Below are 24,070 nucleotides of genomic sequence, written 5' to 3'. Positions count from 1 at the left end.
GATGAAACAGAGCGGCTTTCCTTACGTTGTCCCCATGCTATTGCTCTCCGTGGTGTTCTTCGCAACGCCGCTCGCGGTTTTGGTCGGATTTAGTTTCATCACTAAAGGTGGTGTCACCCTGGATCACTACGCCCGTTTTTTCGGTGATGAATTCAACTTTCGTGTGTTGATTAACACCGCGAGATTGGGACTGGAAACAGTTATCGGCACCACCCTGCTGGGCGTACCTATCGCGTTGCTTTACTGGCATAGCGGGCGAACCTTACGTCAGGTGATCATTTTCCTGACGCTAATCCCGATGCTGACCAGTAACGTAGTGAGAACGTTCGCCTGGATTGTCATTTTGGGACGTCAGGGACCAATCAGCGAAGCATTAATGGCGCTTGGCATTACCGGAATGCCGACCAGCCTGATGTTTACGGAGCTCGGTCTGGTCATGGCAATGTGTCAGATTGATCTGCCGCTGATCATTTTGCCGCTGATCGCCATTCTGACCCGCACCCAATACTCACTCACCGAAGCGGCACAAGTCTCAGGAGCTGGCCCCTGGCGCATTTTGATCACCCTGATGCTGCCACTGATGTTACCAGGCCTGTTGGCAGGCTGGATCCTGGTATTCGCCAGTACCAGCAGCTCGTTCGTCACCCAGGCCGTGATTGGTGGTGCACGTAATGTGTACGTGCCACAGCTGATTTATCGCGAAGTCGGTACGCTGTTCGACTGGCCTCTCGCTTCCGCCATTGCCGTGGTATTGCTGCTTTCGACTGGCTGTCTGCTGGTGGCACTCACCATGATTTCACGTCACAGGAGATTGAACGGTCATGCTTAATCGACGCGAAAATCCCGTTCCGGCCCTGCTGTACAAAGTCTTTGTGTATGGCTTTGGCACGCTGTGCCTGATTTACCTGGTCGCACCGATTGTGATTGCTCTGATGATGTCCTTCACCGCCGGGCAAACACTGAAATATCCACCGGAAGGATTTTCATTGCGCTGGTATGAAGCGCTGCTCGACCCGGTGCGCTCGGGTACTGAACACATAGCGGCATGGAACTCACTGAAAATCGCCGGATTGGCGGTATTGGGATCGCTGCTGTTTGCCGTGCCCGCCAGCATTGGTATGACGCGGATGAAACGTAAAACCGTGAACAGCATCGAGCCATTACTGCTTGCTCCGCTGGTGTTACCCAGCCTGGTCTATGGGCTGGCAGCATTGATCGTCGCCAACTTTATTGGTTTCCAGCCATCGCTGTGGTTGACCGTTACCGGGCATATCGTGGTGTTTGGCCCGTTGATGTATCGCGCCGCGTCTGTTGTGGCCCAGGGACTTAACCCCTCTCTGGCGGAAGCATCAACCACTATGGGGGCCAGTTGGTTTATGACGCTTCGTCGTGTCACGTTGCCACTGTTGATGCCCGGCATTCTGGCTGGTGCGTTTCTGGTGTTTATTCAGTCACTGGATAACGTCACGGTTTCGCTGTTTCTTGCAGATGCTTCAACCACGGTGTTGCCGCTGCGAATGTTTGCTCTGATTGAAGAGTCACTCGATGTCCGTGTGGCCGCTATCTCAGGGATTCTCATCGCCGTCACCTTGCTCGGTTTGCTGGTTGCACGCCGTGTGCTGGCTCCACGCCCACAAAATTAATGACTTAATCAAGTACAAGGATTCACCTATGAACACTCATGCGACTCAGCCCGCTGGCTATCGCATTGGCTCTCTGCTTGCCGATTTCCAGCCAGATTTTACGTTTTCAGCCCCGTTACCATTGCCGGAGGAGGAGTTTGCCGAACGTCTGCGCAAAATTCGCCGCCAGGCTGTTGAAGCCGGACACGATGCGCTGATCGTCCACGCCGGGAGCGTGGGCTGGTTCCACGCCTCAAATGCGTATCTGCGTTATATCTGTGACTGGATGCGAGAAGGTGTGCTCATTATCCCGACTGATAGTGATAAACCGCTGACGCTACTCTCCTTTTTTACCCAGTCGGTATTGTTGCCACCGGGTGGTGAGCCGTTGCTGGTGGATGAAATCTGGCAGATTGGTCCGATTGGTCGTGAATATGCAGATCGTCCCGGTGACTCGGTAATCAAAACGGCCGAGAAATGTGCGGAGATCCTCACACGGTTAGGGTTAGTGAACGCGCAAATTGGCAGTATCGGCGATCGTACCTCCCTCACTTTCTGGGCGGCCCTGGCGTCGCTGATGCCGCGCAATAAATTTATTGCCGACAACCCAATTCTGGACCGCATGCAGAAAGTCCGTTCACCCCGTGAAATTGAGATGTTCCGGGCCGCAGCACAGTTGATCAGTATTGGCACGCAGGCGGCATATCATGTGACAAAACCGGGTGTCACTGACCATGAGATCTTCGCGGCGTTTACGGCAGCACAGATGGCGTTTGGTGGTGAGACCGGGGATGGCTACCAGATTGGTATCAACGAATTTGGTACCCACTGCGGTAAGCCTTATGGTCATGTGGTGCGTGCCGGTGATCTGATCAATTTGTACATTTCCAATGTCACCTGGCGGGGTTACACCGCGCAGACCGCGCGCATGATTGCCGTGGGTGATATCACTCCGCACCAGGAGAAGGTGCTGACAGCCTGTACCGACGGTGTGAAACGTGCGGAGCGTTTAATTAAGCCCGGCGCACTGATGCGGGATATCAACAACGCTGCCTTCGAACCGATGATCGAACAGGGCATGCTGACGTCAGCCGAAGCTCGCACCATGCCCTACAACTGGTCACCCATGCCTGACGGTGGCGCACGTCTGATCCCCCAACAGTATGTTCGCGATATCGACTGGGAAGCCCAGGGGCGCAAGCTGATGCATGTCTACCCTGCCACCTATGGACCACACAATCCCAATCTGGGTCACTCCATCGGTATGGCTGGCGCGCAAAACAGCTTCAACATCTCCTCTCATAACTACGATCGCCTGGAAGAAGGGATGGTATTTGTGCTCCATAGCCAATGGCTGGAACCGCTGGCGGCAGGCTGCAACATTGGCGATTGTTATGTTGTCACCAAAGACGGTTTTGAAAATCTTAGCCATCACACCCCCCTTGAAACACATCGTATTGACAGCGGAGCCTGAGATGAGCCAGCCAACATCACATACTTTTTTTGACTTTGCGTCATTAACCGAACGTGAGCGTTACAAGATTTTGATTGGCACGGTAATTCCGCGCCCGGTTGCCCTGGTGACCACGGTCAGCCGCGACGGTGTTCCCAATGCCGGCCCGTTCAGCTTTTTCAATGTACTGACTCACGACCCGGCGATTGTCGCTATCGGTGTGGAGAACTATGCCGATATGCGTTTCAAAGACACCGCACGCAATATCCGTGAAACGGGCGAGTTTACGGTGCATATCGTCGATGATGCCCTGGTGGATCAGATGGAGATCTGTGCCATTAAATTTGGTCCCGAGGTCAATGAACTGGAGGAGGCCGGTCTGGAAACCGTGCCGGGCCAATACGTGCACAGCCCGCGCATTCTCGCTGCCCCTGCGGCACTGGAGTGCCGCCGTCATACCACCTTACAGGTTGGCCCGGCGAGAGAAATCATTCTGGGTGAGGTGGTCGGGGTATATGTGCGCAGTGATGCGGTCAACCCGGAAAATCTGCACATAGACCAACAACTGATGGATGCGGTGGGGCGTATGGGGGGAAATACCTATTGCCGCACACGCGATCAATTCGATATTAAAACGCTCACTAAAGAGCAATGGGAGGAACGCCAGACGATTAAATAAACGCAAACTAAAACACCATTCCTGATTTTTATCTTTTTTCACCATATATCCCCCCAACGAGGGGTAATAAATAATTAATTCAGACAGGGTAAAAACGTAATGATGAAACGCTCACTTTTAGCGGCAGCTATGCTGCCGCTACTGGCTGCCTTATGCCCGGTTCAGGCTGCGGAAATATATAATAAAGACGGCAACAAGCTGGACCTGAATGGCAAAATAAAAGTTTCCCATATGTTTTCTGATGACAGTAATAATGATGGTGATGCGTCGTCAAATCTTCAGGGCGGTTTTACCGGGGAGACAAAAATTTCGGATAAATTGACGGGTTATGGCAGCTGGTCATATCAATTCAGCCTGCATAATTCTGAAGGCGGTAGCGATGCTCAAAATGGTAATGCTACTCGCCTTGGCTACGCCGGTTTGAAATATGGTGAATTGGGTTCTATCGATTATGGCCGCAATTTCGGTTTGGTTTATGACGTGATGAGCAACACCGATATGCTGCCTTTCTTCGGTAGCGACTCTGATTACAATGATGTCTTCCTCGTGGGCCGCTCGACCGGCTTGCTCACCTGGCGTAACACAGGTTTCTTTGGTCTGGTGGACGGTCTGAACGTGGCCGCACAATACGAAGGTAAAAATGACCGAACTGGCAGTACCGATCAAATTATCCGCGCTAATGGTGATGGATTTGCACTTTCCGCCTCTTATGCTTTCGATTTTGGCCTAAGCTTTGTGGGTGCTTTTGCCAGCCTTGACCGTACAGATGCGCAAAATAACTTAAGCCGTGGTCATGGTGATAAAGCCCAACATTGGGCCGCTTCGGTAAAATATGATGCGAATCAGATTTACCTCGCGGCCGCGTATGATGAAACGCTGAATGCCACCCCGATCAGCGGGGGATTTGCGAATAAAGCACAAAATTTTGAAGCCGTTGCACAATATCAATTCCTGAGTGGATTCCGCCCTTCAATTGCTTACATCTCTTCGAAAGGGAAAGATATTGAAAACATCGGTGACGCCGATATTATTAAGTACACAGCCATTGGTGCTTATTATTATTTCAACGTCAATATGTCTTTATTCGCTGAGTACCGTATTAATATGCTTAAAGATAATAACCCACTCGGACTGGCGACTGACGATGTGATGGCGCTGGGTCTGGTTTATCAATTCTGATATGACAACGCCTCAGCAATGAGGCGTTTTTTTACACGGTGAGCTGAAACGCATCCAACGTGGCAGGAATGCGGGCAAAGGTGAACAGAAACCACGGCGTGAACTGTTCCGGGTGCTGCGCAATCTCCTGCTGAATCTGCGCCACCGACCGATAGCACCAGGCATCGGCCTCTTCCGGGTTCAGTTCCGGTTGTTCATCGCTGATGGCAAAAAACACATGACCGTATTCATGTTCCGTCAGGCCATTGCTGAGCGGCAGGTTGTAGCTCAGCTCGAATACCGGCGTCAGCGTCAGCGACAGCCCCATCTCTTCACGCAGGCGACGTTCAGCGGCAGCCTGGGTGGATTCCTGCGGATAAGGATGACCACAACAGGTGTTACTCCACAAACCGCCGCAGTGGTATTTACCACTGGCACGACGTTGCAGCAGCAGTTCATGCCGCGAGTTAAACACGTAAACCGTTACCGCACGGTGCAGTAATCCCTTTTCATGAACTTCCAGCTTTTCCATCTTGCCAGTGGGACGATCGAGGTGGTCGACGAGGATAACTTCTATGGCGGACATGACAACTCCTTCAGAAAAATCTCAACCATTGTACACAATCACCGCGCCGGGGGCCGGAAAAATTGCGTACATTCCGTGCGTTTGCGTAACGGAAAATTAATTTTAGCAGCTGGATTTTGAAGCAGCATAAAAAACGGGGAATAGTTAATAAGAAAGGAGAAACGGTGGCGCACTCGGCACCACCGTGGAAAAGCGCTTAAAGTTTAAAGCTTTGCACCACTAACTCCAGCTGAACGCTCTGCTCCTCCATCGCGCGCGCGGCAGCAGAAACCTGTTCCACCAGCGCGGCATTCTGTTGGGTGCTGCCGTCAAGCTGGGTGATAGCCACGTTCACCTGATCGATGCCGAGGCTTTGCTCACGGCTGGCAGACATAATCTCCCCCATCAGCGTGGTGACGCTGCTGACGCCGTGCATCAATTCATCCATAGTTTGTCCGGCTTGCTCCACCAACTGGCTGCCAGCATCAATATTGGTGACCGACTCCTCAATCAGCTTCTTGATCTCTCGCGCCGAGTTGGCCGAGCGCTGGGCGAGGTTACGCACTTCCGACGCCACCACCGCAAAACCGCGCCCCTGCTCGCCCGCGCGCGCGGCTTCTACCGCCGCGTTCAAGGCCAGGATATTGGTCTGGAAAGCAATGCTGTCGATGACGCTGATGATATCCACCACTTTGCGCGATGAATGATGGATTTCGCCCATAGTGCTGACCACCTGACGCACCACCTCGGTGCCACGCGCCGCCACCTGCGAAGCGCCATCAGCCAGTTGATTGGCATGAGTGGCGTTATCCGCGTTCTGACGCACCGTACCGGTCAGTTGCTCCATAGAAGCCGCCGTTTCAACAATCGAGCTGGCCTGTGATTCGGTACGCGCCGACAGATCAGCGTTGCCGCTGGCGATCTCCCGCGAGGCAGCGGTAATCGCCAGCGCGCTGTCACCCACCTGACGCATCAGCCCCTGAAGGTAAGCAATAAACTGGTTGAAGCTCTGCGCCACGGCGTTAAATTCCGGGCTGTTGCTGGCAGGCAGACGCTGGGTCAAATCCGCACCGCCGGTTGATAACGCTTCAATGTTACGGTTGAGCTGGCTTAAGCGCTTCATCATGGCACGCACAAAGCCGAGCAAGACCAGCAGTAGGATCACCGCCAGCGGGATCTGCACCAGGCCCAATCGGGTCAGCATGCTATGGGTTTGCGCATCCAACAGGCTGGAGGGCACGTCGCTGGCGAGATACCACGGACTGCCGGGAATGGCTTGCAGGAACAGCGTATGCTCGCCATCTTCCGTATCATAGCTCGCCTGTGTCGGCTGACTGCCCGCCTGCGCCAGCAACGTTTTCAGCGTTGGAGCCAGCGGCAGTTGGGTATCGGACAGGTTTTCCAGTTTCGCCGCAGCATCAACCAGCGCGGCGTTACCGACCACTTTGCCATCGGCTTCGACGATCAAGACGCGACCATGAATCGCCTCTCCCATCTGTTTCGCCAGTTGGTTGAAGAATCCCAGGGTCACGTCGATGGTCGCCACGCCCCAGGCGGTACTATTACGGTAAATCGCCATCGCGCAGTTGGTACGCGGTTGCGGGCTGGCCGCATCCTGATAGGCCTTCGCCCAGGCGCACTGGCCTTTCGCGGCCGCCATACCGTCTTTGTACCAGGGTTGCTCCCAGTATTTGTCGGCAGCGTCAGAGTTCCAGTAAGTATTCACCTGTAACTGGTTGCTGGCGTTGCGCGCAAAGAATGAACTGTCTTTCTCTTTAGCCGGATCGCGACGGTTCGGCAGGGGCCAGATACCGCCGCCAAATACGTTGCTGTCCTGATATTGGTTAACCAGCGCAGGCAGCAAGGTATCGATGCTGGCGCTATCCATTACCCCGGCAGCTTCGGTAATAGCACGCTGCTGCGCCTGAACGCGGTTCATCTGTTCGACGATACGTCCGGCCAGGCCATCGACTTCGTAACGCACCAGGCGGCTCTCATTGTTGCTGAGTTGGGGTGCAATAAACTGATTGATCACCAGCACGGTGACCAGCATCAGCACGGCGAAAAATGCGATGAGGGTCGCGGTGAAACGGGATTGTGTGGTTTTTAACATGAGAGTGCCCTTACCCTGGAGTGGCGAGATGCCTGATCCGGGTTAACGGCGTGTTAAGAAGGAACTTGAGGTGCGCACGATCACAAAGCAATAAAATAATTGATGAAGGTGATGATGTAGCGGCGCGATGTGTTTGGCGCGTATAGCAAAACCTGCGCAATAAATCGCGCCGCTACGATTCAGGCAACCGGAGGCTCCACCACTTCTTGCCTTGGACGAAAAATATGGTTGTTGCCATCAGCCAGCAGACGCTGCAACAACTGCTGTCCACCGCGTTCATCGGCCTGCGCAAACTGGCGTTCCGCCTCGGTGATTGGCGTTGACCACAGCAAATTCACCCGGTCGCCCCCACGCTTTGGCAGCCGGAACTGCGCCGCTTCCGGGGCCAGGCCATTCGCCAGCAGGAAACTTTCAAACCCCACCGGTGCCACTTCTGACGCCAGCGTATGCCCCTCACCCAGCCAGGTAAGGCGCGCCCACGGCAGATGGGCAAACTCCGCCAGTGCGCTGGCCATCTGCACTGCATTGGCTTCGTTCATCACTTCGCCATCCACTGCCATCGCCAGTTCGATGCGGCGATACTGCGGGGCCAGCTCATCAAACAGATAATCGACCTGCGGCATCGGTCGGATCCCCATGCCGAGGGTGAGGAAGTACCACACGCCCTGATGCCAGTGCTGCGAAATCGCCATCGGCGGCCAGTTGCCCTGGTCGATGGCGTAATACTTCACCGATTCACCGAACTGTGCCTGGTAGCACTGCATCAACTCACGCTGCACCACTTCCCATAAATGTCCGTCATGCCAGTCACGCCAGAAATGGCGTTGCTGTTCGGCACGCGCGTAATAGTCATTGGTTGAGGCCGATCCGAGCGGTGCCGTCAGGCGATTCTTTTTGATACACCCGGCCGAGAAGCTCACCTGTTTGTCCTGGTACAGGCTCCAGCCAGGGATCACCGCCAGCAACTGACCGTAGTACCACAGCGCCGCACCATCATCGCTCGGCTCCCAGAGTATCTGTAACCCGGCCGGATCGAGCGGCGGTTCCGCTTCCAGCGTGCGGCAAAATTCGGCACTGAGTAACGGCGCGATACCCTGCTCCAGTGCATCGCTGTCTTCACGCGCCGGTGCGGGCAGCAGGTTGCGTAACCAGCAACCGCGTACCGCATACTGGCTGCGGAACAGGTCGTTTGGCCAGATATAAAAATAGGCCGTGCGCGCGTCCTGCTCGACGATGGCCGTAAGTGTATTTTGCTGATTCGGCACCTCAGCAATCAGAGGTTGGTGTGTCATAACGCCTCGACAATGCCTGGAGGGATCCATTTTCCCCGAGAATAGAGCAGGATCGACACTCGTGCCATGTGGCACAAGGGTAAAACTCTCAAAGTGCGCAGGAGAAAGATGAGGATTACTGAAGTTTCATGCCGTATGCGTCGGCAAGCTTCAAATAAATTCGCGATTCTTTTGCCGTTGCGCATGCTATTGTCGCGCCATTCGCATCGAAGGAGTTGACGCAATGGTGCTGCAAAATGTGGATTTTAACCTGCGAGATGTGGTGATTTTCGCCCTGCTGGTGTGGCTGTTTATTCGCTACAGCTGGGTGATGTCGGCACTGACGTTGCTGGTGGCGGGCATCGCCCTGCTGATTCTGTTACCGGTTGATATTTATTACTGCCTGTTACCTTTGGCGCTGATGGGGCTTGGGCTTGGCATGCTGATCCACCATTACCAGTTACGGCAGCTGACGCTGCGTCGGGAAGCCAAAACACCGCGCACCTACACCAAGGCCAGGGACGAGTTACACCTGTAACCCTTATCGGCCCATGCGTTTCATCGCCCGGGCATAAGCACCACGCTGAATTGACCAGCGCAACAAACCAGCAATCAGATGTATTTGCCCATCCACCAACCGTTGCTGCAACGGATTGATGGGCAAGGCTGCCAGTTGTTGCGCCCAGTCTGGCAACAAGCCAATCCCTGCTTTCATCATGATATGCATCACCGGTTTCGCCTGCCAGCTGGGAGCCGGGGCGTTCATCAACAGCTGCGTGACCTCCCGGGTACGTGCATCGCAAACCAGCTGTGGACGTATTGCCTGCAAATAGTTTTCCACCGCCGCAACGCTTTTCGGCACCTGCTCTGCCCCTAGCGATTCCGCGATCAGCGCCGCTTCCTGATAGTAGCGATCCCTTTCCATCAGGCTCAGGTGAGGATTTTTATAGCGCAGATGCGCCGCGAGAAAACGGCTGGTTTCCGCCACATGCACCCAGGTCAGCAGATGCGGATCGCTGGCCGCATAGGGTTGCCCCGCATTGTCGACGCCGGTGACACGCAGATGGATGCGTTTAACCCGCTCGATCAAGGTGTGTGCATCCTGCTGATTGCCGAAGGTGGTGACCGCGATAAATTGGCTGGTACGCCGTAGCCGTCCCAGCATGTCATCGCGGAAGTTGGAGTGATCCCATACGCCCGCCAGCGCCGCCGGATGCAGCATCTGCAACAACAAGGCGCTGATACCGCCACACATCATGGCGGCGAAATCGCCATGTACACGCCAGATGACGCTGTCGGGGCCAAACAGCCCAGGATCGCCAGGGGGTTGCGAGATGTCGAATTCGTTGAGTGACAGGCCATTCAGGCGGAAGACTTGTTGTTCGATGCGTTTGCGGATGTTCATGATTTTCGGGTAATTGCCCGGTCAACCTCAAGGCTGACCGGGTTGCTAACATTTCTGTGAATTGTAGCGGCACGTTATATCATGCCATTTGGCATCTGCTGCCATTGCTACGTTTGCACGATAAATCGCGCCGCTGCGTTGGGTTTAGAGATAATCAAATGATGCGTCCTGAGTGCGCACCGAATCCAGCCCAATCATCACATTGATCTTACCCGGCTCGGCCACATGCTGCATTTTCTGATTCCAGAATTTGAGCGCATCGACGTCAATCTCAAAGTTCACCGTCTGGGACTCGCCCGCTTTCAGCATGATGCGCTTAAAGCCGCGCAGCTCCTGCACCGGACGGCTGATGCTGGCAACCGGATCGTTCAGGTACATCTGCACCACCGTTGCGCCATCGCGCTTGCCGGTGTTGGTGACCTTGACGCTGGCTGCCACCGTGCCATTACGGGGCATAAATTTCGCTGACATCTTCACCGGCGAAACGCTAAAGGTGGTGTAGCTCTGACCATAACCAAACGGATAAAGCGGTCCGTTGATGGCATCGTAGTAGTGCGACGTGTACTTGTTCGGCTTCTCGAAGTTGTACGGACGACCGGTTGGCAAATGGTTGTAGTAAATCGGGATCTGCCCTACCGAACGAGGGAAGGATACCGGCAGCTTGCCTGACGGGTTGTAGTCGCCGAACAGCACATCAGCGATAGCGTTACCACCTTCGGTACCGCTGAACCAGGTTTCCAGCATCGCATCTGCGATCTGATCTTCATGCACCACATTCAGTGGGCGACCATTCATCAGCACAATCACCAACGGTTTGCCGGTGGCTTTCAGCGCCGTCAGCAACTTCTGTTGGCTTTCCGGGATGGTCAGTTCGCTGCGACTGGAGGCCTCATGCGCCATTCCCTGCGCTTCGCCCACCGCCGCCACGATGACATCGGCTTTCTTCGCATTGGCAACGGCTTCATCAATCATCTGCTGCGGTGAACGTGCATCAACAGTGACTGCCTGTTCATACAAATTGAGGAATTTCTGGATGCCTTGGTTATCGGTGATATTCGCGCCTTTGGTGTACAGCAGCGTGCCCTTACCGGCCATCGCCGCGCGCATCCCCTGATACAGGGTGATGGACTGCTTCGCCACCCCGGCGGCTGACCAACTGCCCATAATGTCGCGTTGGCTATCGGCCAGAGGGCCAACCAGCGCCACGGTGGCGTTCTTTTTCAGCGGTAAGGTTTCGCGCCAGTTTTTCAGCAGCACGATGCTCTTACGCGCCACATCACGCGCTTCGGCACGATGCAGACGGCTCTCCGCGTTGGTGTCCTGCGGATCGCTGCCTTTTGGCCCCAGATGACTGTAAGGATCGTTAAACAGCCCCATATCATATTTGACGTTCAACACATGGCGCGCAGCATCATCAATTTCCGCCATGCTCACCGCACCGCTTTTCACCAGCCCCGGCAGGTATTTGCTGTAGTACTCGTCGCTCATACTCATATCGATGCCGGATTTCAGCGCAATACGCACCGCATCGCGGGGATCGCTGGCGACCCCGTGTTTCATCAGCTCTTTAATCGCACCATGATCGCTGATGGTGATGCCTTTGAATTTCCACTCATCACGCAACAGATCTTTCAACAGCCAGCTATCGGCGGTGGCCGGTGTGCCGTTTATCGAGTTGAGCGCCACCATCACGCCACCGCTGCCAGCATCCAGCGAGGCTTTGTACGGCGGCATATAATCCTGGAACATTCGCTGTGGGCTCATATCGACGGTGTTGTAATCACGTCCCCCTTCCACCGCACCGTACAACGCAAAATGCTTCACGCTGGTCATGATGGAGTAACGATCCGCCGGACTTTTGCCCTGCATCGCTTTCACCAGGGTGCTGCCCATTTGTGAGGTGAGGAAGGTATCTTCACCAAAGCCTTCCGACACACGTCCCCAGCGCGGTTCGCGGCTGACGTCCACCATCGGCGCCCAGGTCATGTTCAAACCGTCGTCTGCCGCTTCATAAGCGGAAACGCGCCCCACTTCGGCGACCGCGTCCAGATCCCAACTGGCCGCCATGCCGAGTGGGATCGGAAACACGGTGCGCTGGCCGTGCACCACGTCATAAGCAAAGAACAAAGGAATTTTCAGGCGGCTAAGTTGCATCACCTGATCCTGCATGGCGCGAATGTCCGGGCGCGTCACGGTATTAAAAATTGCCCCAACCTGTCCGTGTTGAATCATGTCACGGATGGCTTCCTTTGGGTTATCCGGCCCGACGCTGATCAGACGCAGCTGACCAATTTTCTCATCCAGCGTCATCTTGCTAAGCAGTTGGTTTACAAAGGCATCACGCGCTTGTTCGGTCATCGGATGGTTGCCAAACATCTCATCCGCCAGCGCGGGTTGCATGGCAAGGGATACAGCGAGGCTTACAGAGCAAATCCATTTCATCAGGTCGGGTTCTCTTAAGTGACTGCACAATATAAAAATAACCGGCAAAGTGTGCCATAAGTTGAGGATAGCAGGTAGCCGACGATGTCACATCGCGGCCGCTTCGTGCAACGCGTGCTACAGTTGTTTCGCTACCGTTTATGACAAGGATAAGCCAATGAAAAACGCCTCCTCTGACTCTGCCCTGTTGGGTGAACTGCGCCGCCTCGTCGGTCCTGCGCAACTGCTGACGGATGCCGAACACACCGCCCGTTATCGTAAAGGCTTTCGCTCCGGTGAAGGCGAAGCGCTGGCGGTGGTGTTTCCCGGCTCGCTGCTCGAATTGTGGCGCGTGTTGCAGGCGCTGGTCACGGCCGATGCCATCATTCTGATGCAGGCTGCCAACACCGGGCTGACGGAAGGCTCCACCCCACAGGGGAATGATTATGATCGCCCGGTGGTGATCATCAGCACGCTACGGCTGGATAAACTGCAACTGATTGATGGCGGTAAACAGATTCTGGCGTTCCCGGGCAGCACGCTTTACCAGTTAGAAAAAGCCCTCAAACCGTTGGGACGTGAACCCCATTCGGTGATCGGTTCGTCCTGTATTGGCGCATCGGTGATGGGCGGTATTTGCAACAACTCCGGCGGGTCGCTGATTAAGCGCGGCCCGGCCTATAGCGAGATGGCGCTCTACGCGCAAATTGATGCGGATGGCAAGCTGCGGCTGGTCAACCACCTTGGTATCGAACTGGGCCATTCGCCGGAAGAGATACTGGGACGACTGGATGATGATCGCTGGCAACAAAGCGATGTGATCTGGGATGATCGTCATGCCTCAGATCATGAATACGCCGAGCGTGTACGCGATATCCACGCCGCGACCCCGGCGCGTTTCAATGCCGATGCCCGCCGCCTGTTCGAAGCCTCCGGTTGTGCCGGTAAGCTGGCGGTGTTTGCCGTGCGCCTGGATACCTTTGTCAGTGAACCGCAGCAGCAGGTGTTTTATATCGGCAGCAACGATCCGGCGGAATTGGCTGAGATCCGCCGACATATTCTGGCGAACTTTACCCACTTACCGGTGGCGGGTGAGTATATGCATCGTGCTATTTTTGATATCGCTGAGGTGTATGGCAAAGATACCTTCCTGATGATCGACCGGCTGGGCACCGACAAAATGCCGTTGTTTTTCACTCTTAAGGGTAGGTTCGATGCCTGGCTGGCGAAGCGCAAATGGGTCAAACCACATTTAACCGATCGCCTGTTGCAGCGGCTGAGCGGATGGTTCCCGGCCCATCTGCCGAAACGCCTGAAGCAGTACCGCGACAAATATGAACATCATCTGATGCTGAAAATGTCCGGTGACGGTGTGGCGGAAGCGCAGGAGTATCTGCACGCCTTTTTCCGCGAAGGTGGCGGTGAGTTTTTTGCCTGTGACGCCAAAGAGGGTGCTCACGCGTTTTTGCACCGATTTGCGGCTGCCGGGGCCGCCGTGCGTTATCACGCCATTCATGCTGATGAAGTCGAGGATATTCTGGCGCTGGATATCGCGCTGCGCCGCAACGACAACGACTGGTTTGAACGGCTACCGCCGGAATTCGACCAGGATCTGAGCCATCGGCTCTACTACGGTCACTTTTTCTGCCATGTATTCCATCAGGACTACATCGTGAAGAAAGGGGTGGATGTCCATGCGCTGAAAGAGAAGATGCTGGCGATTCTTAGCCAACGTGGCGCGGAGTACCCGGCAGAGCACAATGTTGGCCATTTGTACGCCGCGAAGTCGCAACTTCAGGCGTTTTATCGTCGGTTAGATCCCACCAACAGTTTTAATCCGGGAATTGGCAAAACCAGTAAGCAGAAAGGATGGGCGGTGAAGGTTTAATGATACGTAGCGGCGCGATTAATCGCGCCGCTACGTTAGTGCGATCTTTATGGTAATTGCTGGCTGTCGTCCGTCAGCCCCTGCTGGGCGCGACGTTCGATAATCATGGTCTGCGGCGTCGACAACACGATGCCTTCTTTACGCAACCGCGTCAGGATATCAAACAGCAAATCGCTTTTGGCGCTTGAAATCTGGCGCTGGCTGGCAACGTTGCCGGTCACGCTGAGAACAATGCCAGCCGGTGTCAGATCCTTGAATGAGACGGACGGCGCAGGCATTTCGAGGATACGTTCGTTCTCCTCATACACTTCCAGCAGGATCTCGCGCACGCGTACCGGATCGATATTAAGTGGGAAGGTCAGCAAAATCGTCACCACCCCTTGCGCATTGCCCATGGTCGCGTTTCGCACGTTCTGCGAGATCAGCTGCGAGTTCGGCACAATTACGGTGGATTTATCGCTGAGCTGGATCTCCGTGGCGCGCACGTTGATACGGCGGATATCCCCTTCGATGCCGCTGATGCTCACCAGATCGCCAACTTTAACCGGGCGCTCGGTGAGCAGGATCAGACCGGAGATAAAGTTCTTTACGATCTCCTGTAAACCAAAACCGATACCAACCGACAGGGCGCTGACGATCCACGCCAGTTTGTTCCACTGCAAGCCCATGATCGACAGCGTCAGCAGGATAATCAGCACGTAACCAATGTTGCTGAACAGCGTCACCAGCGACACGCGCATCCCCGCGTCCATGGTGGTTTTCGGCAGGAACTCTTTATCCAGCCAGCGGCGCACCGAGCGCAGCACATAAATCCCCACCACCAGGCAGATAATGGCGTTGACCATATGCGCCGGAACAATATTCAGCGACTCCAGCCCTTTGCCGCCCCAGAATTCAATCACCTTCTGGATCAGGCCAATCGGTGTGGTCGAGGCAAAAGTGCCGTTCAGCAGCGCCAGGGCAACGATACCGATCAACAAGGTTTTGCCCAGCGCACCTAACAACGTGGCAGCCTGTTGCAGGTGGCGCTCATCAATATTCAGTGAACTCTGGATGCGTCTCCCGCTGCGGGTTTGTATTGAGAACAGGCTTTCACAACCGTCCGTCACCAGCTGGCTGAGGAAATAGAACGAACCGAACAGAATGCCACACCAAATCACTTCATAACTGAGGAAGCGCGCCAGCGAGATGTAACCGATCACCAACGAAATCAGAATGGCAAGCGCCGTCAGCGTCAGGCCCATTTGGATCAGACCGACCAACGTTGAACGCGCTTCCGGTGGATTGCCCTTCTGCGCCATTCGGCGACGCACCCGGTTGGTACGCATGCTGATCGCCAACCCGGTGCTACCAATCAGAAGTGCCGTCAGGCCGTTCGCCATAATGGTGGTATTCAGGCTGGTGCCGACGCTGTAGTTAAAGGACTCCACCGTCTGGAAGATAAACACCAGCGCGGCGGTGATCGGCGGAAAAGGCTTCAACGCCAGCGCCACTTCATTGGAAATGGCCGGCAGACGCCAGCTCGGGCGACGGGTGGAGAGGAACGCGCGTCCCAGGCCCGCAATCAGGCCGCAGTAAACGCTAAGTTGCACCAGGCGCAGGATAAAGTCCTGCACATCGGACGACACCTCATCGCGGCGGGCAAAGGCCAGCGCAAAGAAATTGAAGGTCAGGACCACGGCTGCGAGGGTGGTGAGGGCAATCGCCGAAGCGAGGAAGCTGCGGCGCAGTCGTCCTTCCGGCATTTTGTGAATGCTGACCCAGGCGAGAAACTCCTCACCGTAGCGGCGGCCCAGCGTCATCACCAGCATCGCGGCGATCAACCAGCCAATGGTGCCAAAGCGCCAGCCCGGTTCCCATGACAGCGCGGCGGTGTCCTGCAATTCACTCAGGAAGTCACTGATCTTCTCGCCATCGAGATCCTGGGTGCTGGCCAGCGGTGCCCAGAAGCGTGGGCCAAGGATACTGCCGGCATTCAGCGCCAACTGGCTTTTCAACTGATCGCGACGCAGGTTGACGATTTGCGACGACAGCGTCAGCGCGCCGTTTTTAATCCCTTCGGCTTGCTTGATTTGATCGTCCAGCTTGGTTTTCTGGTTCTCCAGCGAGCTACGCTTGCGCGCCACTTCCAGCGTTTCGGTCATGCCGCTGTCAGGTTTAGGTGCCGGTCCGAGCACTGCCAACTGTGCATCCAGCTGCTGACGCTGCGGCACTAATGCCTGGCCGAGGGTATCGGCATTGCCCGACAGTTCCAGCGCCATTTCATTCAGCTGGCTCAGCTTGCTTTCATTATTTTCTCCCGACACCTGACTTTTAATCTTGTCGAGAATCTTCTGCATTTTCGGCAGTTCCACCGATGCATTGACTTTGGGTGCCGCATCTTCGCCCTGCGGAGCCGGGGCATTATTGTCTGCCGCCTGGCTGAATGCCGGGGCCAGCAGCGCCAACATCAGCAAAAAAGGAGCAAAAAGAGTTCGAAACGTAAACATAAGAGTGAGATTCCAGCGCATTAACCGTCCACAGACGCGTCTTAGTGACCCTAAGTGGCGGCTAGTGTAGGCCTTTGGCAACGGCGAAACTATAGGAATGAGGGTGTAAAACATTGGTGCTAACGATAAGGCTTTTTGCAGATGCCGCCCCGCTGGCCGCATCTGCAACATCAATATTATTCGACGTTCTGTCCCTGAGCGCCGGTGCTCGCTGTTTGCGAGGCTTTCTGCTTTTTGTACGCCAGTGCCGCCGCCGGGACCGGCGCCGCTTTGCCAGTTTCCAGCCAGTCACGCAGACGGTTAGCATCCGCAAAGTGGGTGTATTTACCGAACGCATCCAGCACCACCAGCGCCACCGGACGGTTGTTAATCACCGTGCGCATCACCAGGCAGTGACCAGCCTCATCGGTGTAACCGGTCTTGGTCAGCTGGATACGCCAGTCGTTTTTGTATACCAGATGGTTGGTGTTACGGAACGGTAAGGCGTAGTTCGGATGTTTAAACACCGCCGTGTCTTCTTTGGTGGTGCTTAACTCACCAATCAACGGATACTGACGGGTGGCTTTCACCAGCTTGATCAGGTCTTCCGCGTTGGAGACGTTATGAATCGACAGCCCGGTCGGCTCCACATAATGGGTGTGGGTCATGCCCAGCGCCCGCGCCTTGGCATTCATGGCGCGAATAAAGGCGTCATAACCGCCCGGATAGTGATGGGCCAGGCTGGCAGCCGCGCGGTTTTCCGAAGACATCAGCGCCAGCAGCAACATATTCCGGCGACTGATTTCACTGTTGAGCTTCACGCGGGAGAACACGCCGCGCATTTCCGGGGTATGGCTGATATCCACCGACAGCATTTCATCCAGCGGCAGCTTCGCATCCAGCACCACCATCGCCGTCATCAGCTTGGTGAGCGAGGCGATCGGGCGCACTCGATCGGGATGGCTGGAGAACAGCACTTTGCCATTATCCAGGTCGACAATCATCGCACTGCCGGACGCAATTTGTGGCTGCGCGACAGGAGCCAGATTGGACAGTGCAGCAGCAGGTGCCGCCTGAACAGGTGTAGTCACTGCCGGTGCGCCGATCATCAGTGCCAGCGACAGTAAAGAAATACGCATTTTTACAGACATCGTGTCAAAAAAATCCGGTAAGGAGTTTTGTGCTGTGCTATCGCACAGGCCGCGCGCATCAAGCCAGACGGGATGCGGGCTGGCGACAGCATGATACGTGGTTCTCTACGAAATATCCTGGAGAGATTGTTTCCGGGCGTTAAAAACCCAAGGCAGGCAGATGCACGGAAATAATTCGCGCCACAATGTGTGGCGCGAATAAGTCCATCAGAACCGGTTGCAACTAGAACAACTTCGGTCCATAGCCCCACAGAATTACCGTCAGCGCCAGCAGCACCTCAAACACCAGCACACCAATCGCCAGCGTCGAGCCGGAAAAGCGCAGACTCTCTTCTTTATCGATATTGAGGAACACCGGAATACCGACAAACAGCAGATAACCGGTGTAGACCAGTGCCAGCGTACCCACCAGCAGGCACAGCCACACCAGAGGATAGAGCGCGACCAATCCGCTAATAAACAGCGGCGTCGCCACATAACCGGCAAACACGGTACAACGTTGAATGCTGGGACGCTGCGGATAGTTACGCGCCATCCAGTGAATAACGCGGCCCATCACGGCCACGCCACCTAAGATGATGAGATAAAACAGAATGCCTAGCCCGATACCGGTCAGCATGTTGAGTTGGACAAATTGCCCTTCGCCCAGATTCCAGCCCAACTGTGTGGTGCCGATAAAGGCGCAGATCACCGGGATCGCCGCCATCAGCAGAACATGGTGGGTGTAATGGTGCGAAACGCTCTCGTTTTCCTGCTTGATATCGCGCATTTCTTGGTTAGGATGCGCGAGAAGTCCCCAGACATGATTCATAAAATCACTCCTCTGATGCGACGGGCTGCCCCGAAACGCAACGCCTCGCAGCGCGGGCAGCTTCACTTCAAGTATAATCGGCGCGGCGGTTTTTGCGGCAAGCGGCACAAAAAATCGCCGTCAGGTGTAAACTGTTACCAGGTTTGCTTACAACAGGGAGGAGGATTTTGCATCTTGATATCAACGGATTAATTAGCCAGTACGGCTACCTGGCACTGCTGATTGGCTGTATCGCCGAAGGGGAAACCTTCACCCTGTTGGGGGGTGTGGCGGCGCACGAGGGATTGCTGCACTTCGGCGGCGTGGTGCTGGCAGCGATGGCGGGCGGGATTATTGGCGACCAGTTGCTGTTCTGGCTGGGACGGCGTTTCGGCACCCGCATTCTGCGCCGTTTTCGCAAGCATCAGGATACCATCCGCAAGGCAAACCACCTGATCCAACGCCATCCCAGCCTGTTTGTCATTGGCGTTCGTTTCATGTACGGCTTTCGCATCGTCGGGCCAATTATCATCGGCACCAGTCGCCTGAAACCCCTGCGTTTTTTCCTGCTGAATGTGATTGGTGCCGCGCTCTGGGCGCTGATCTTTGTCACCCTGGGGTATTTTGCCGGTGAGATCGTCGCCCCCTGGCTGCACCAGCTTGATCAACATTTAAAACATTTGCTGTGGCTGGTGGCGGCGGTGGGATTTGCCATCCTGCTACGTTTTATTATCCGTCGCTGGAACCGCCGCCGCGCCAATTAGCCGTGGTGATATCCCTTAAACTGCGGATTTGCCAGCATAAACCCACCATCGACAATAAAGGATTGCCCGGTGGTGTAGGTCGCCCATTCTGAGCACAACCAGGCCACCAGGCTGGCGACCTCACGCGTATCGCCCGGTCGCCCGATGGGGATTTCCGGCATCCGCGTGCTGCGCGCATCCTCGTTACGCAGATTATTCATCGGCGTGGCAATCGCTCCCGGCGCCACGGCATTGACCAGGATTTGATGCGGTAACAGGCTGAGCGCCATCGATTTGGTTAACCCGCCTAACGCATGTTTTGCCGCGGTATAGGCCGCCGCATCGGGCAGCGGCGTATGTTCATGCACCGAGGTGATATTGATAATTCGCCCGCCGTTGCCTTGATCCACCATGTGGCGTGCGGCGATCTGGCCGCAAACGAAAGCACCGTCCACATCGACATTAAACACCTTGCGCCAGTCCTCAAAGCTGAGTTCGAGAAAATCCGCTTTGGTCATCACGCCGGCATTGTTGACCAGTACATCAATTCTCCCCAATGACGCAATCAACTGCGCCAACTGTTGACCTCCAGCCTGCGGGTCGGAGAGATCCAGTTGCCGCACCTGCGCCTGCTGGCCCCGGCTCTCCACCAGTCGCGCCGTTTCGTGCGCCCCCTCTTCGTCTGAACGCCAGGTGATGCCGAGGGTATATCCCGCCTCTGCCAGCATCAGCGCACAACTGCGCCCGATACCCGAGTCGGACGCGGTGACCACCGCCACTTTCTGTTTGACCAGCGCCATAACCTTCTCCTGTGTGTAGGGTGTCTCCACAGTATAGAAGTTATCGTTCTGTGCCCCGCCGCGGCCGCACATACCGTTTCGGCTATAGTTAACAACGGACTGGCGTAACGGAGGCAGGATGAGCGCAATCAAACGCAAGATTGAGGATCATGGGGTGATTGGCGATTTACGCACCTGCGCGCTGATCGCCAGTGACGGTACCATCGATTATCTGTGCTGGCCCGAGCTCGACAGCCCCTCGGTGTTTAGCGCCCTGCTCGACAGCGACGAAGCCGGGCTGTTCTCACTGGCCCCGCAATGGAAGAATGCGCGCCAGCAGCAACTTTACCTGCCTGATACCAATATTCTGCAAACCCGCTGGCTGGGCGAAGAAGGGGTCGCGGAAATCACCGATTACATGCCGATTTGCGATGAAAGCGGCAAGCTGCCACGCCTGGTACGCCGGGTGAAGATGGTGCGCGGTTCTGCGCGTTTTAACCTGCTCTGCGCCCCTCGCCATGATTATGCGCGCGCTGAAACGTACACCGAAGCGCGGCCTGGCGGCATCGCCTTTCATGCCGAGGGCCAGCCCTCGTTACGTCTCAGCGCCAGCGTGGTGATGACGCGGGAAAATCATAGCGCCACCGCCAATTTCACTTTGCAGGCGGGCGAGCATGCCGAATTTGTGTTTGGCAGCGACGACGATCCCCATCTGGACACACTGGCGACTGAACGCTGTTTTCGCGACACCCTGCACTACTGGCGGCGCTGGAGCCGACACAGTTCTTACCGGGGGCGCTGGCAGGAGATGGTGACGCGATCGGCGCTGGCACTGAAACTGCTGACCTCCCATCAACACGGCTCGATTGCCGCCGCCGCCACTTTTGGCCTGCCGGAGGAGCTGGGCGGGGAGCGCAACTGGGACTATCGCGCCTCGTGGATTCGTGACGCCTCGTTCAGCATGTATGCGCTGATGCGCCTCGGTTATGTGGAAGAAGCGAAAAGTTTTACCCATTGGGTGGGACGCTGTGTTGAGCACAGCCACGATGACACGCCGCATTTGCAGGTGATGTATCGTCTGGATAGCAGCACCGAGCTGCATGAAACCGAACTGCTTAACCTTTCCGGCTACGCCAATTCCCGCCCGGTGCGCATTGGCAATGACGCCTGGCGGCAGACGCAACTTGATATTTACGGTGAGCTGATGGACGCCATCTATCTTGCCAACAAATATGGCGAGGCGATCTCCCAACGCGGCTGGAAGCACGTTGCCAACATGATCGATTACGTATGCGATAACTGGCAGCAGCCCGATGCCGGAATTTGGGAGATGCGTGGCGAGCCGCAACACTTTCTCCATTCGCGCCTGATGTGCTGGGTGGCGCTGGATCGCGCCCTGCGCCTCGGCCTGAAACGTTCATTACCGATGCCCTATGAACGCTGGGATCGAGTGCGTAGCGCCATCCGCGATGATATCTGGCAAAACTTCTGGAACCCGGAGCTGGGGCACTTTACCGCGACACGCAATGGCCGCTTTCTCGATGCCTCGATGCTGTTGATGCCGCTGGTGCGTTTTGTCGGTGCCACCGATCCAGACTGGCTGGCGACGCTGGACGCGATCAAAACCCATCTGGTGAGTGACGGCCTGGTACGTCGCTACAACATCAACGAAACCCCTGCCGATGCGCTGAAAGGCGGTGAAGGATCATTTGCTGCCTGTTCGTTCTGGTATGTTGAGTGCCTGGCACGCGCCGGTCGGGTGCATGAGGCGCACTTCGAATTTGAAAAATTGTTGAGTTACGCCAATCCGCTGGGGCTGTATGCCGAAGAATTTACCCCGCATGGTCATGCGTTGGGTAATATGCCCCAGGCGCTGACCCATCTGGCGTTAATCAGTGCGGCGTTCTTTCTGAACCGCAAGCTGAGTGGTGAAGTCACCCTGTGGCAACCCTGAAATCAGGCCCGTGGCAATCTGAATAAACGGCTTATTACAGCTATTTACGTAAAGTATGTTCAACCTGTTAAAATCGTGATTCCCATCACCGCTTCAATGCACATATAATGCGCAGCGGGTCACTAAGACCAAGATGGATTCGACACACTGACAAGCCTGAAATACGGCTATAACGACTTGTAAAAACATGAAAAAGAGCATTCGCGCGTTCGCTTCACTCGCCCTCGTACTGGCGGCGTTCAGCCAGTCGGCCTTTGCGGTGGTTTATCCGCTACCGCCCGCTAACAGTCGTCTGATTGGCGAAAATATTCAGGTTACCGTACCTGAAGACAGCAAACTTCCGCTGGAAGCCTTTGCCGCTCAGTTCCAGATGGGCCTCAGCAACATGCTGGAAGCCAATCCGGGCGTTGACGTCTATCTGCCGAAAGCAGGCACCAACCTGGTGATCCCACAGCAGCTGATTCTGCCTGACGCTCCGCGTGAAGGCATTGTGATCAACAGCGCTGAAATGCGTCTTTACTACTACCCGAAAGGCACCAAAACCGTAGTGGTGCTGCCGATTGGTATCGGCGAGCTGGGTAAAGATACCCCGATCAACTGGACCACCAGCGTTCAGCGTAAGAAAGATGGCCCGACCTGGACCCCGACCAAAGCGATGCACGCTGAATACGCGGCACGCGGCGAATCCATCCCGGAAGTATTCCCGGCTGGCCCGGATAACCCGATGGGCCTGTACGCACTGTACATTGGTCGTCTGTATGCCATTCACGGCACCAACGCCAACTTCGGTATCGGTCTGCGCGTAAGTCATGGTTGCGTGCGTCTGCGTGCTGACGACATCAAATGGTTGTTCAAAAACGTGCCGGTTGGTACGCGCGTCCAGTTTATCGATCAGCCGGTGAAAGCCACTGTTGAGCCGGACGGTTCACGCTACGTGGAAGTTCACAACCCGCTGTCCACCACCGAAGAGCAATTCAACTCACGCGAAATCGTACCGATTACGCTGACGGCGGCGGTGACCAAAGTGATTGCGGATGCCAGCACCAACCAGGATGCGGTCAACAACGCTATCCAGGCGCGTACGGGTATGCCAACCAAAATCAATGGCCCGGCGGGTGAAGCTATGCCTGCGCCAATCCCGGTACAGGAAACCCCGAACGCAATGCCAAAAGAAGAGCCGATGACCCCACAGGGTGCCAACATCCCGGCTCCGGCAGCAGCCAACAGCACCACGGCGAATAACAACTCGTAATCCCTGCGTGGATCATGAGAAAAAGCCAGCCCTCGGGCTGGCTTTTTGTTGCCTGACATAAAACATTGCGCGATAAATCGCGCCGCTTGTATCTTGAAGTTGTAACTGGTTAGCTACCCGTTACACGAAACGGAGGCAGCTTGTCGCGCCGCTTAAGACCCGATCTTGTGCCGTAGCTTAAAGCCCTCCGTTTCTCCTTTCACGCCAGCATCTACTCTGAACGGTAACCAGAAGCTCTGACTTCGTATGTACAAGGCAAGATGGCGTGATGGTTCATGTGAAAGGGAGCTGTCTTATGATTTATCTCGGTATTGATGTCAGTAAAAACAAACTCGACCTCTGCCTGTTGCCCGGCAAC

19 protein-coding genes are annotated in these 24,070 nt (G+C 55.5%); 10 read left to right on the top strand and 9 right to left on the bottom strand.

Going from position 1 to position 24,070, the window contains the following annotated elements; all coding sequences use genetic code 11:
• Window position 1 precedes the first annotated feature (1 nt).
• The 5 genes from CTZ24_RS06195 to CTZ24_RS06175 all read left to right on the top strand — a co-directional run bounded on the left by CTZ24_RS06195 (window position 2) and on the right by CTZ24_RS06175 (window position 4,933).
• On the top strand, window positions 2-829 hold the full coding sequence (locus CTZ24_RS06195) for an ABC transporter permease (protein ID WP_021182490.1): 828 nt from the start codon (window positions 2-4) through the stop codon (window positions 827-829).
• On the top strand, window positions 822-1,643 hold the full coding sequence (locus CTZ24_RS06190; protein WP_021182489.1) for an ABC transporter permease: 822 nt from the start codon (window positions 822-824) through the stop codon (window positions 1,641-1,643). The genes CTZ24_RS06195 and CTZ24_RS06190 overlap by 8 nt, the downstream gene beginning before the upstream one ends.
• Window positions 1,644-1,671: 28 nt before the next feature.
• Window positions 1,672-3,096 (top strand): M24 family metallopeptidase, encoded by a 1,425-nt coding sequence (locus CTZ24_RS06185; RefSeq protein WP_208725065.1) that lies wholly within the window; start codon window positions 1,672-1,674, stop codon window positions 3,094-3,096.
• A gap of 1 nt (window position 3,097) precedes the next feature.
• The gene (locus CTZ24_RS06180; RefSeq protein WP_208725064.1) at window positions 3,098-3,754 is read left to right on the top strand and encodes a flavin reductase family protein; all 657 of its coding nucleotides are present in this window, start codon (window positions 3,098-3,100) and stop codon (window positions 3,752-3,754) included.
• 99 nt (window positions 3,755-3,853) lie between these two features.
• Window positions 3,854-4,933, top strand: coding sequence for a porin (locus CTZ24_RS06175; protein WP_302474904.1), 1,080 nt, complete (start codon window positions 3,854-3,856; stop codon window positions 4,931-4,933).
• Between the two features lie 31 nt (window positions 4,934-4,964).
• Here CTZ24_RS06175 and idi read toward each other — a convergent pair whose 3' ends face one another.
• The 3 genes from idi to CTZ24_RS06160 form a co-directional block, all read right to left on the bottom strand.
• Window positions 4,965-5,498, bottom strand: a complete 534-nt coding sequence (idi, locus tag CTZ24_RS06170; RefSeq protein ID WP_021182485.1) for an isopentenyl-diphosphate Delta-isomerase — start codon at window positions 5,496-5,498, stop codon at window positions 4,965-4,967.
• A gap of 196 nt (window positions 5,499-5,694) precedes the next feature.
• On the bottom strand, window positions 5,695-7,590 hold the full coding sequence (locus tag CTZ24_RS06165) for a methyl-accepting chemotaxis protein (RefSeq protein ID WP_208725063.1): 1,896 nt from the start codon (window positions 7,588-7,590) through the stop codon (window positions 5,695-5,697).
• 179 nt (window positions 7,591-7,769) lie between these two features.
• Window positions 7,770-8,882, bottom strand: coding sequence for a suppressor of fused domain protein (locus tag CTZ24_RS06160; protein ID WP_208725062.1), 1,113 nt, complete (start codon window positions 8,880-8,882; stop codon window positions 7,770-7,772).
• Between the two features lie 223 nt (window positions 8,883-9,105).
• Between CTZ24_RS06160 and CTZ24_RS06155 the strand changes: the two genes are divergently transcribed.
• A complete protein-coding gene (locus CTZ24_RS06155; protein WP_208725061.1) occupies window positions 9,106-9,399 on the top strand; it encodes a hypothetical protein in 294 nt (97 codons plus the stop codon).
• Window positions 9,400-9,402: 3 nt separating this feature from the next.
• On the opposite strand, the gene CTZ24_RS06150 is transcribed toward CTZ24_RS06155, so the two are convergent.
• Together CTZ24_RS06150 and bglX are read right to left on the bottom strand one after the other, a co-directional pair.
• On the bottom strand, window positions 9,403-10,269 hold the full coding sequence (locus CTZ24_RS06150) for an oxygenase MpaB family protein (protein WP_208725502.1): 867 nt from the start codon (window positions 10,267-10,269) through the stop codon (window positions 9,403-9,405).
• 141 nt (window positions 10,270-10,410) lie between these two features.
• Window positions 10,411-12,708, bottom strand: a complete 2,298-nt coding sequence (bglX, locus tag CTZ24_RS06145) for a beta-glucosidase BglX (RefSeq protein WP_208725060.1) — start codon at window positions 12,706-12,708, stop codon at window positions 10,411-10,413.
• 157 nt (window positions 12,709-12,865) lie between these two features.
• On the opposite strand from bglX, the gene dld reads away from it, so the two are divergent.
• Window positions 12,866-14,575, top strand: coding sequence for a D-lactate dehydrogenase (gene dld, locus CTZ24_RS06140; protein WP_208725059.1), 1,710 nt, complete (start codon window positions 12,866-12,868; stop codon window positions 14,573-14,575).
• A 47-nt stretch (window positions 14,576-14,622) separates the two neighbouring features.
• On the opposite strand, the gene CTZ24_RS06135 is transcribed toward dld, so the two are convergent.
• From CTZ24_RS06135 to CTZ24_RS06125, 3 genes are all read right to left on the bottom strand, one after another.
• The gene (locus CTZ24_RS06135; protein ID WP_208725058.1) at window positions 14,623-17,064 is read right to left on the bottom strand and encodes a DUF3772 domain-containing protein; all 2,442 of its coding nucleotides are present in this window, start codon (window positions 17,062-17,064) and stop codon (window positions 14,623-14,625) included.
• Window positions 17,065-17,240: 176 nt separating this feature from the next.
• Window positions 17,241-18,194 (bottom strand): D-alanyl-D-alanine endopeptidase, encoded by a 954-nt coding sequence (gene pbpG, locus CTZ24_RS06130; RefSeq protein WP_021182477.1) that lies wholly within the window; start codon window positions 18,192-18,194, stop codon window positions 17,241-17,243.
• Window positions 18,195-18,417: 223 nt separating this feature from the next.
• Window positions 18,418-19,005 carry a Yip1 family protein gene (locus CTZ24_RS06125; RefSeq protein ID WP_036624497.1) on the bottom strand — a complete coding sequence of 196 codons (588 nt, stop codon included), beginning with the start codon at window positions 19,003-19,005 and terminating at the stop codon, window positions 18,418-18,420.
• A gap of 167 nt (window positions 19,006-19,172) precedes the next feature.
• Between CTZ24_RS06125 and CTZ24_RS06120 the strand changes: the two genes are divergently transcribed.
• A complete protein-coding gene (locus CTZ24_RS06120) occupies window positions 19,173-19,748 on the top strand; it encodes a DedA family protein (protein WP_021182475.1) in 576 nt (191 codons plus the stop codon).
• On the opposite strand, the gene CTZ24_RS06115 is transcribed toward CTZ24_RS06120, so the two are convergent.
• The gene (locus CTZ24_RS06115) at window positions 19,745-20,527 is read right to left on the bottom strand and encodes an SDR family oxidoreductase (protein WP_208725057.1); all 783 of its coding nucleotides are present in this window, start codon (window positions 20,525-20,527) and stop codon (window positions 19,745-19,747) included. The genes CTZ24_RS06120 and CTZ24_RS06115 overlap by 4 nt on opposite strands.
• Window positions 20,528-20,645: 118 nt before the next feature.
• Here CTZ24_RS06115 and CTZ24_RS06110 point away from each other — a divergent pair, with 118 nt between their 5' ends.
• Window positions 20,646-22,460, top strand: a complete 1,815-nt coding sequence (locus tag CTZ24_RS06110) for a glycoside hydrolase family 15 protein (protein WP_208725056.1) — start codon at window positions 20,646-20,648, stop codon at window positions 22,458-22,460.
• Between the two features lie 187 nt (window positions 22,461-22,647).
• Window positions 22,648-23,712, top strand: coding sequence for a L,D-transpeptidase family protein (locus CTZ24_RS06105; RefSeq protein WP_021182472.1), 1,065 nt, complete (start codon window positions 22,648-22,650; stop codon window positions 23,710-23,712).
• The last annotated feature ends 358 nt before the right edge of the window (window positions 23,713-24,070 follow it).

It is taken from the genome of Pantoea phytobeneficialis (assembly GCF_009728735.1).
Taxonomy (GTDB): Bacteria; Pseudomonadota; Gammaproteobacteria; order Enterobacterales; family Enterobacteriaceae; genus Pantoea; species Pantoea phytobeneficialis.
Note: the sequence above shows the minus strand (reverse complement) of the source record. Positions and strands in the feature narration are given on the sequence as shown.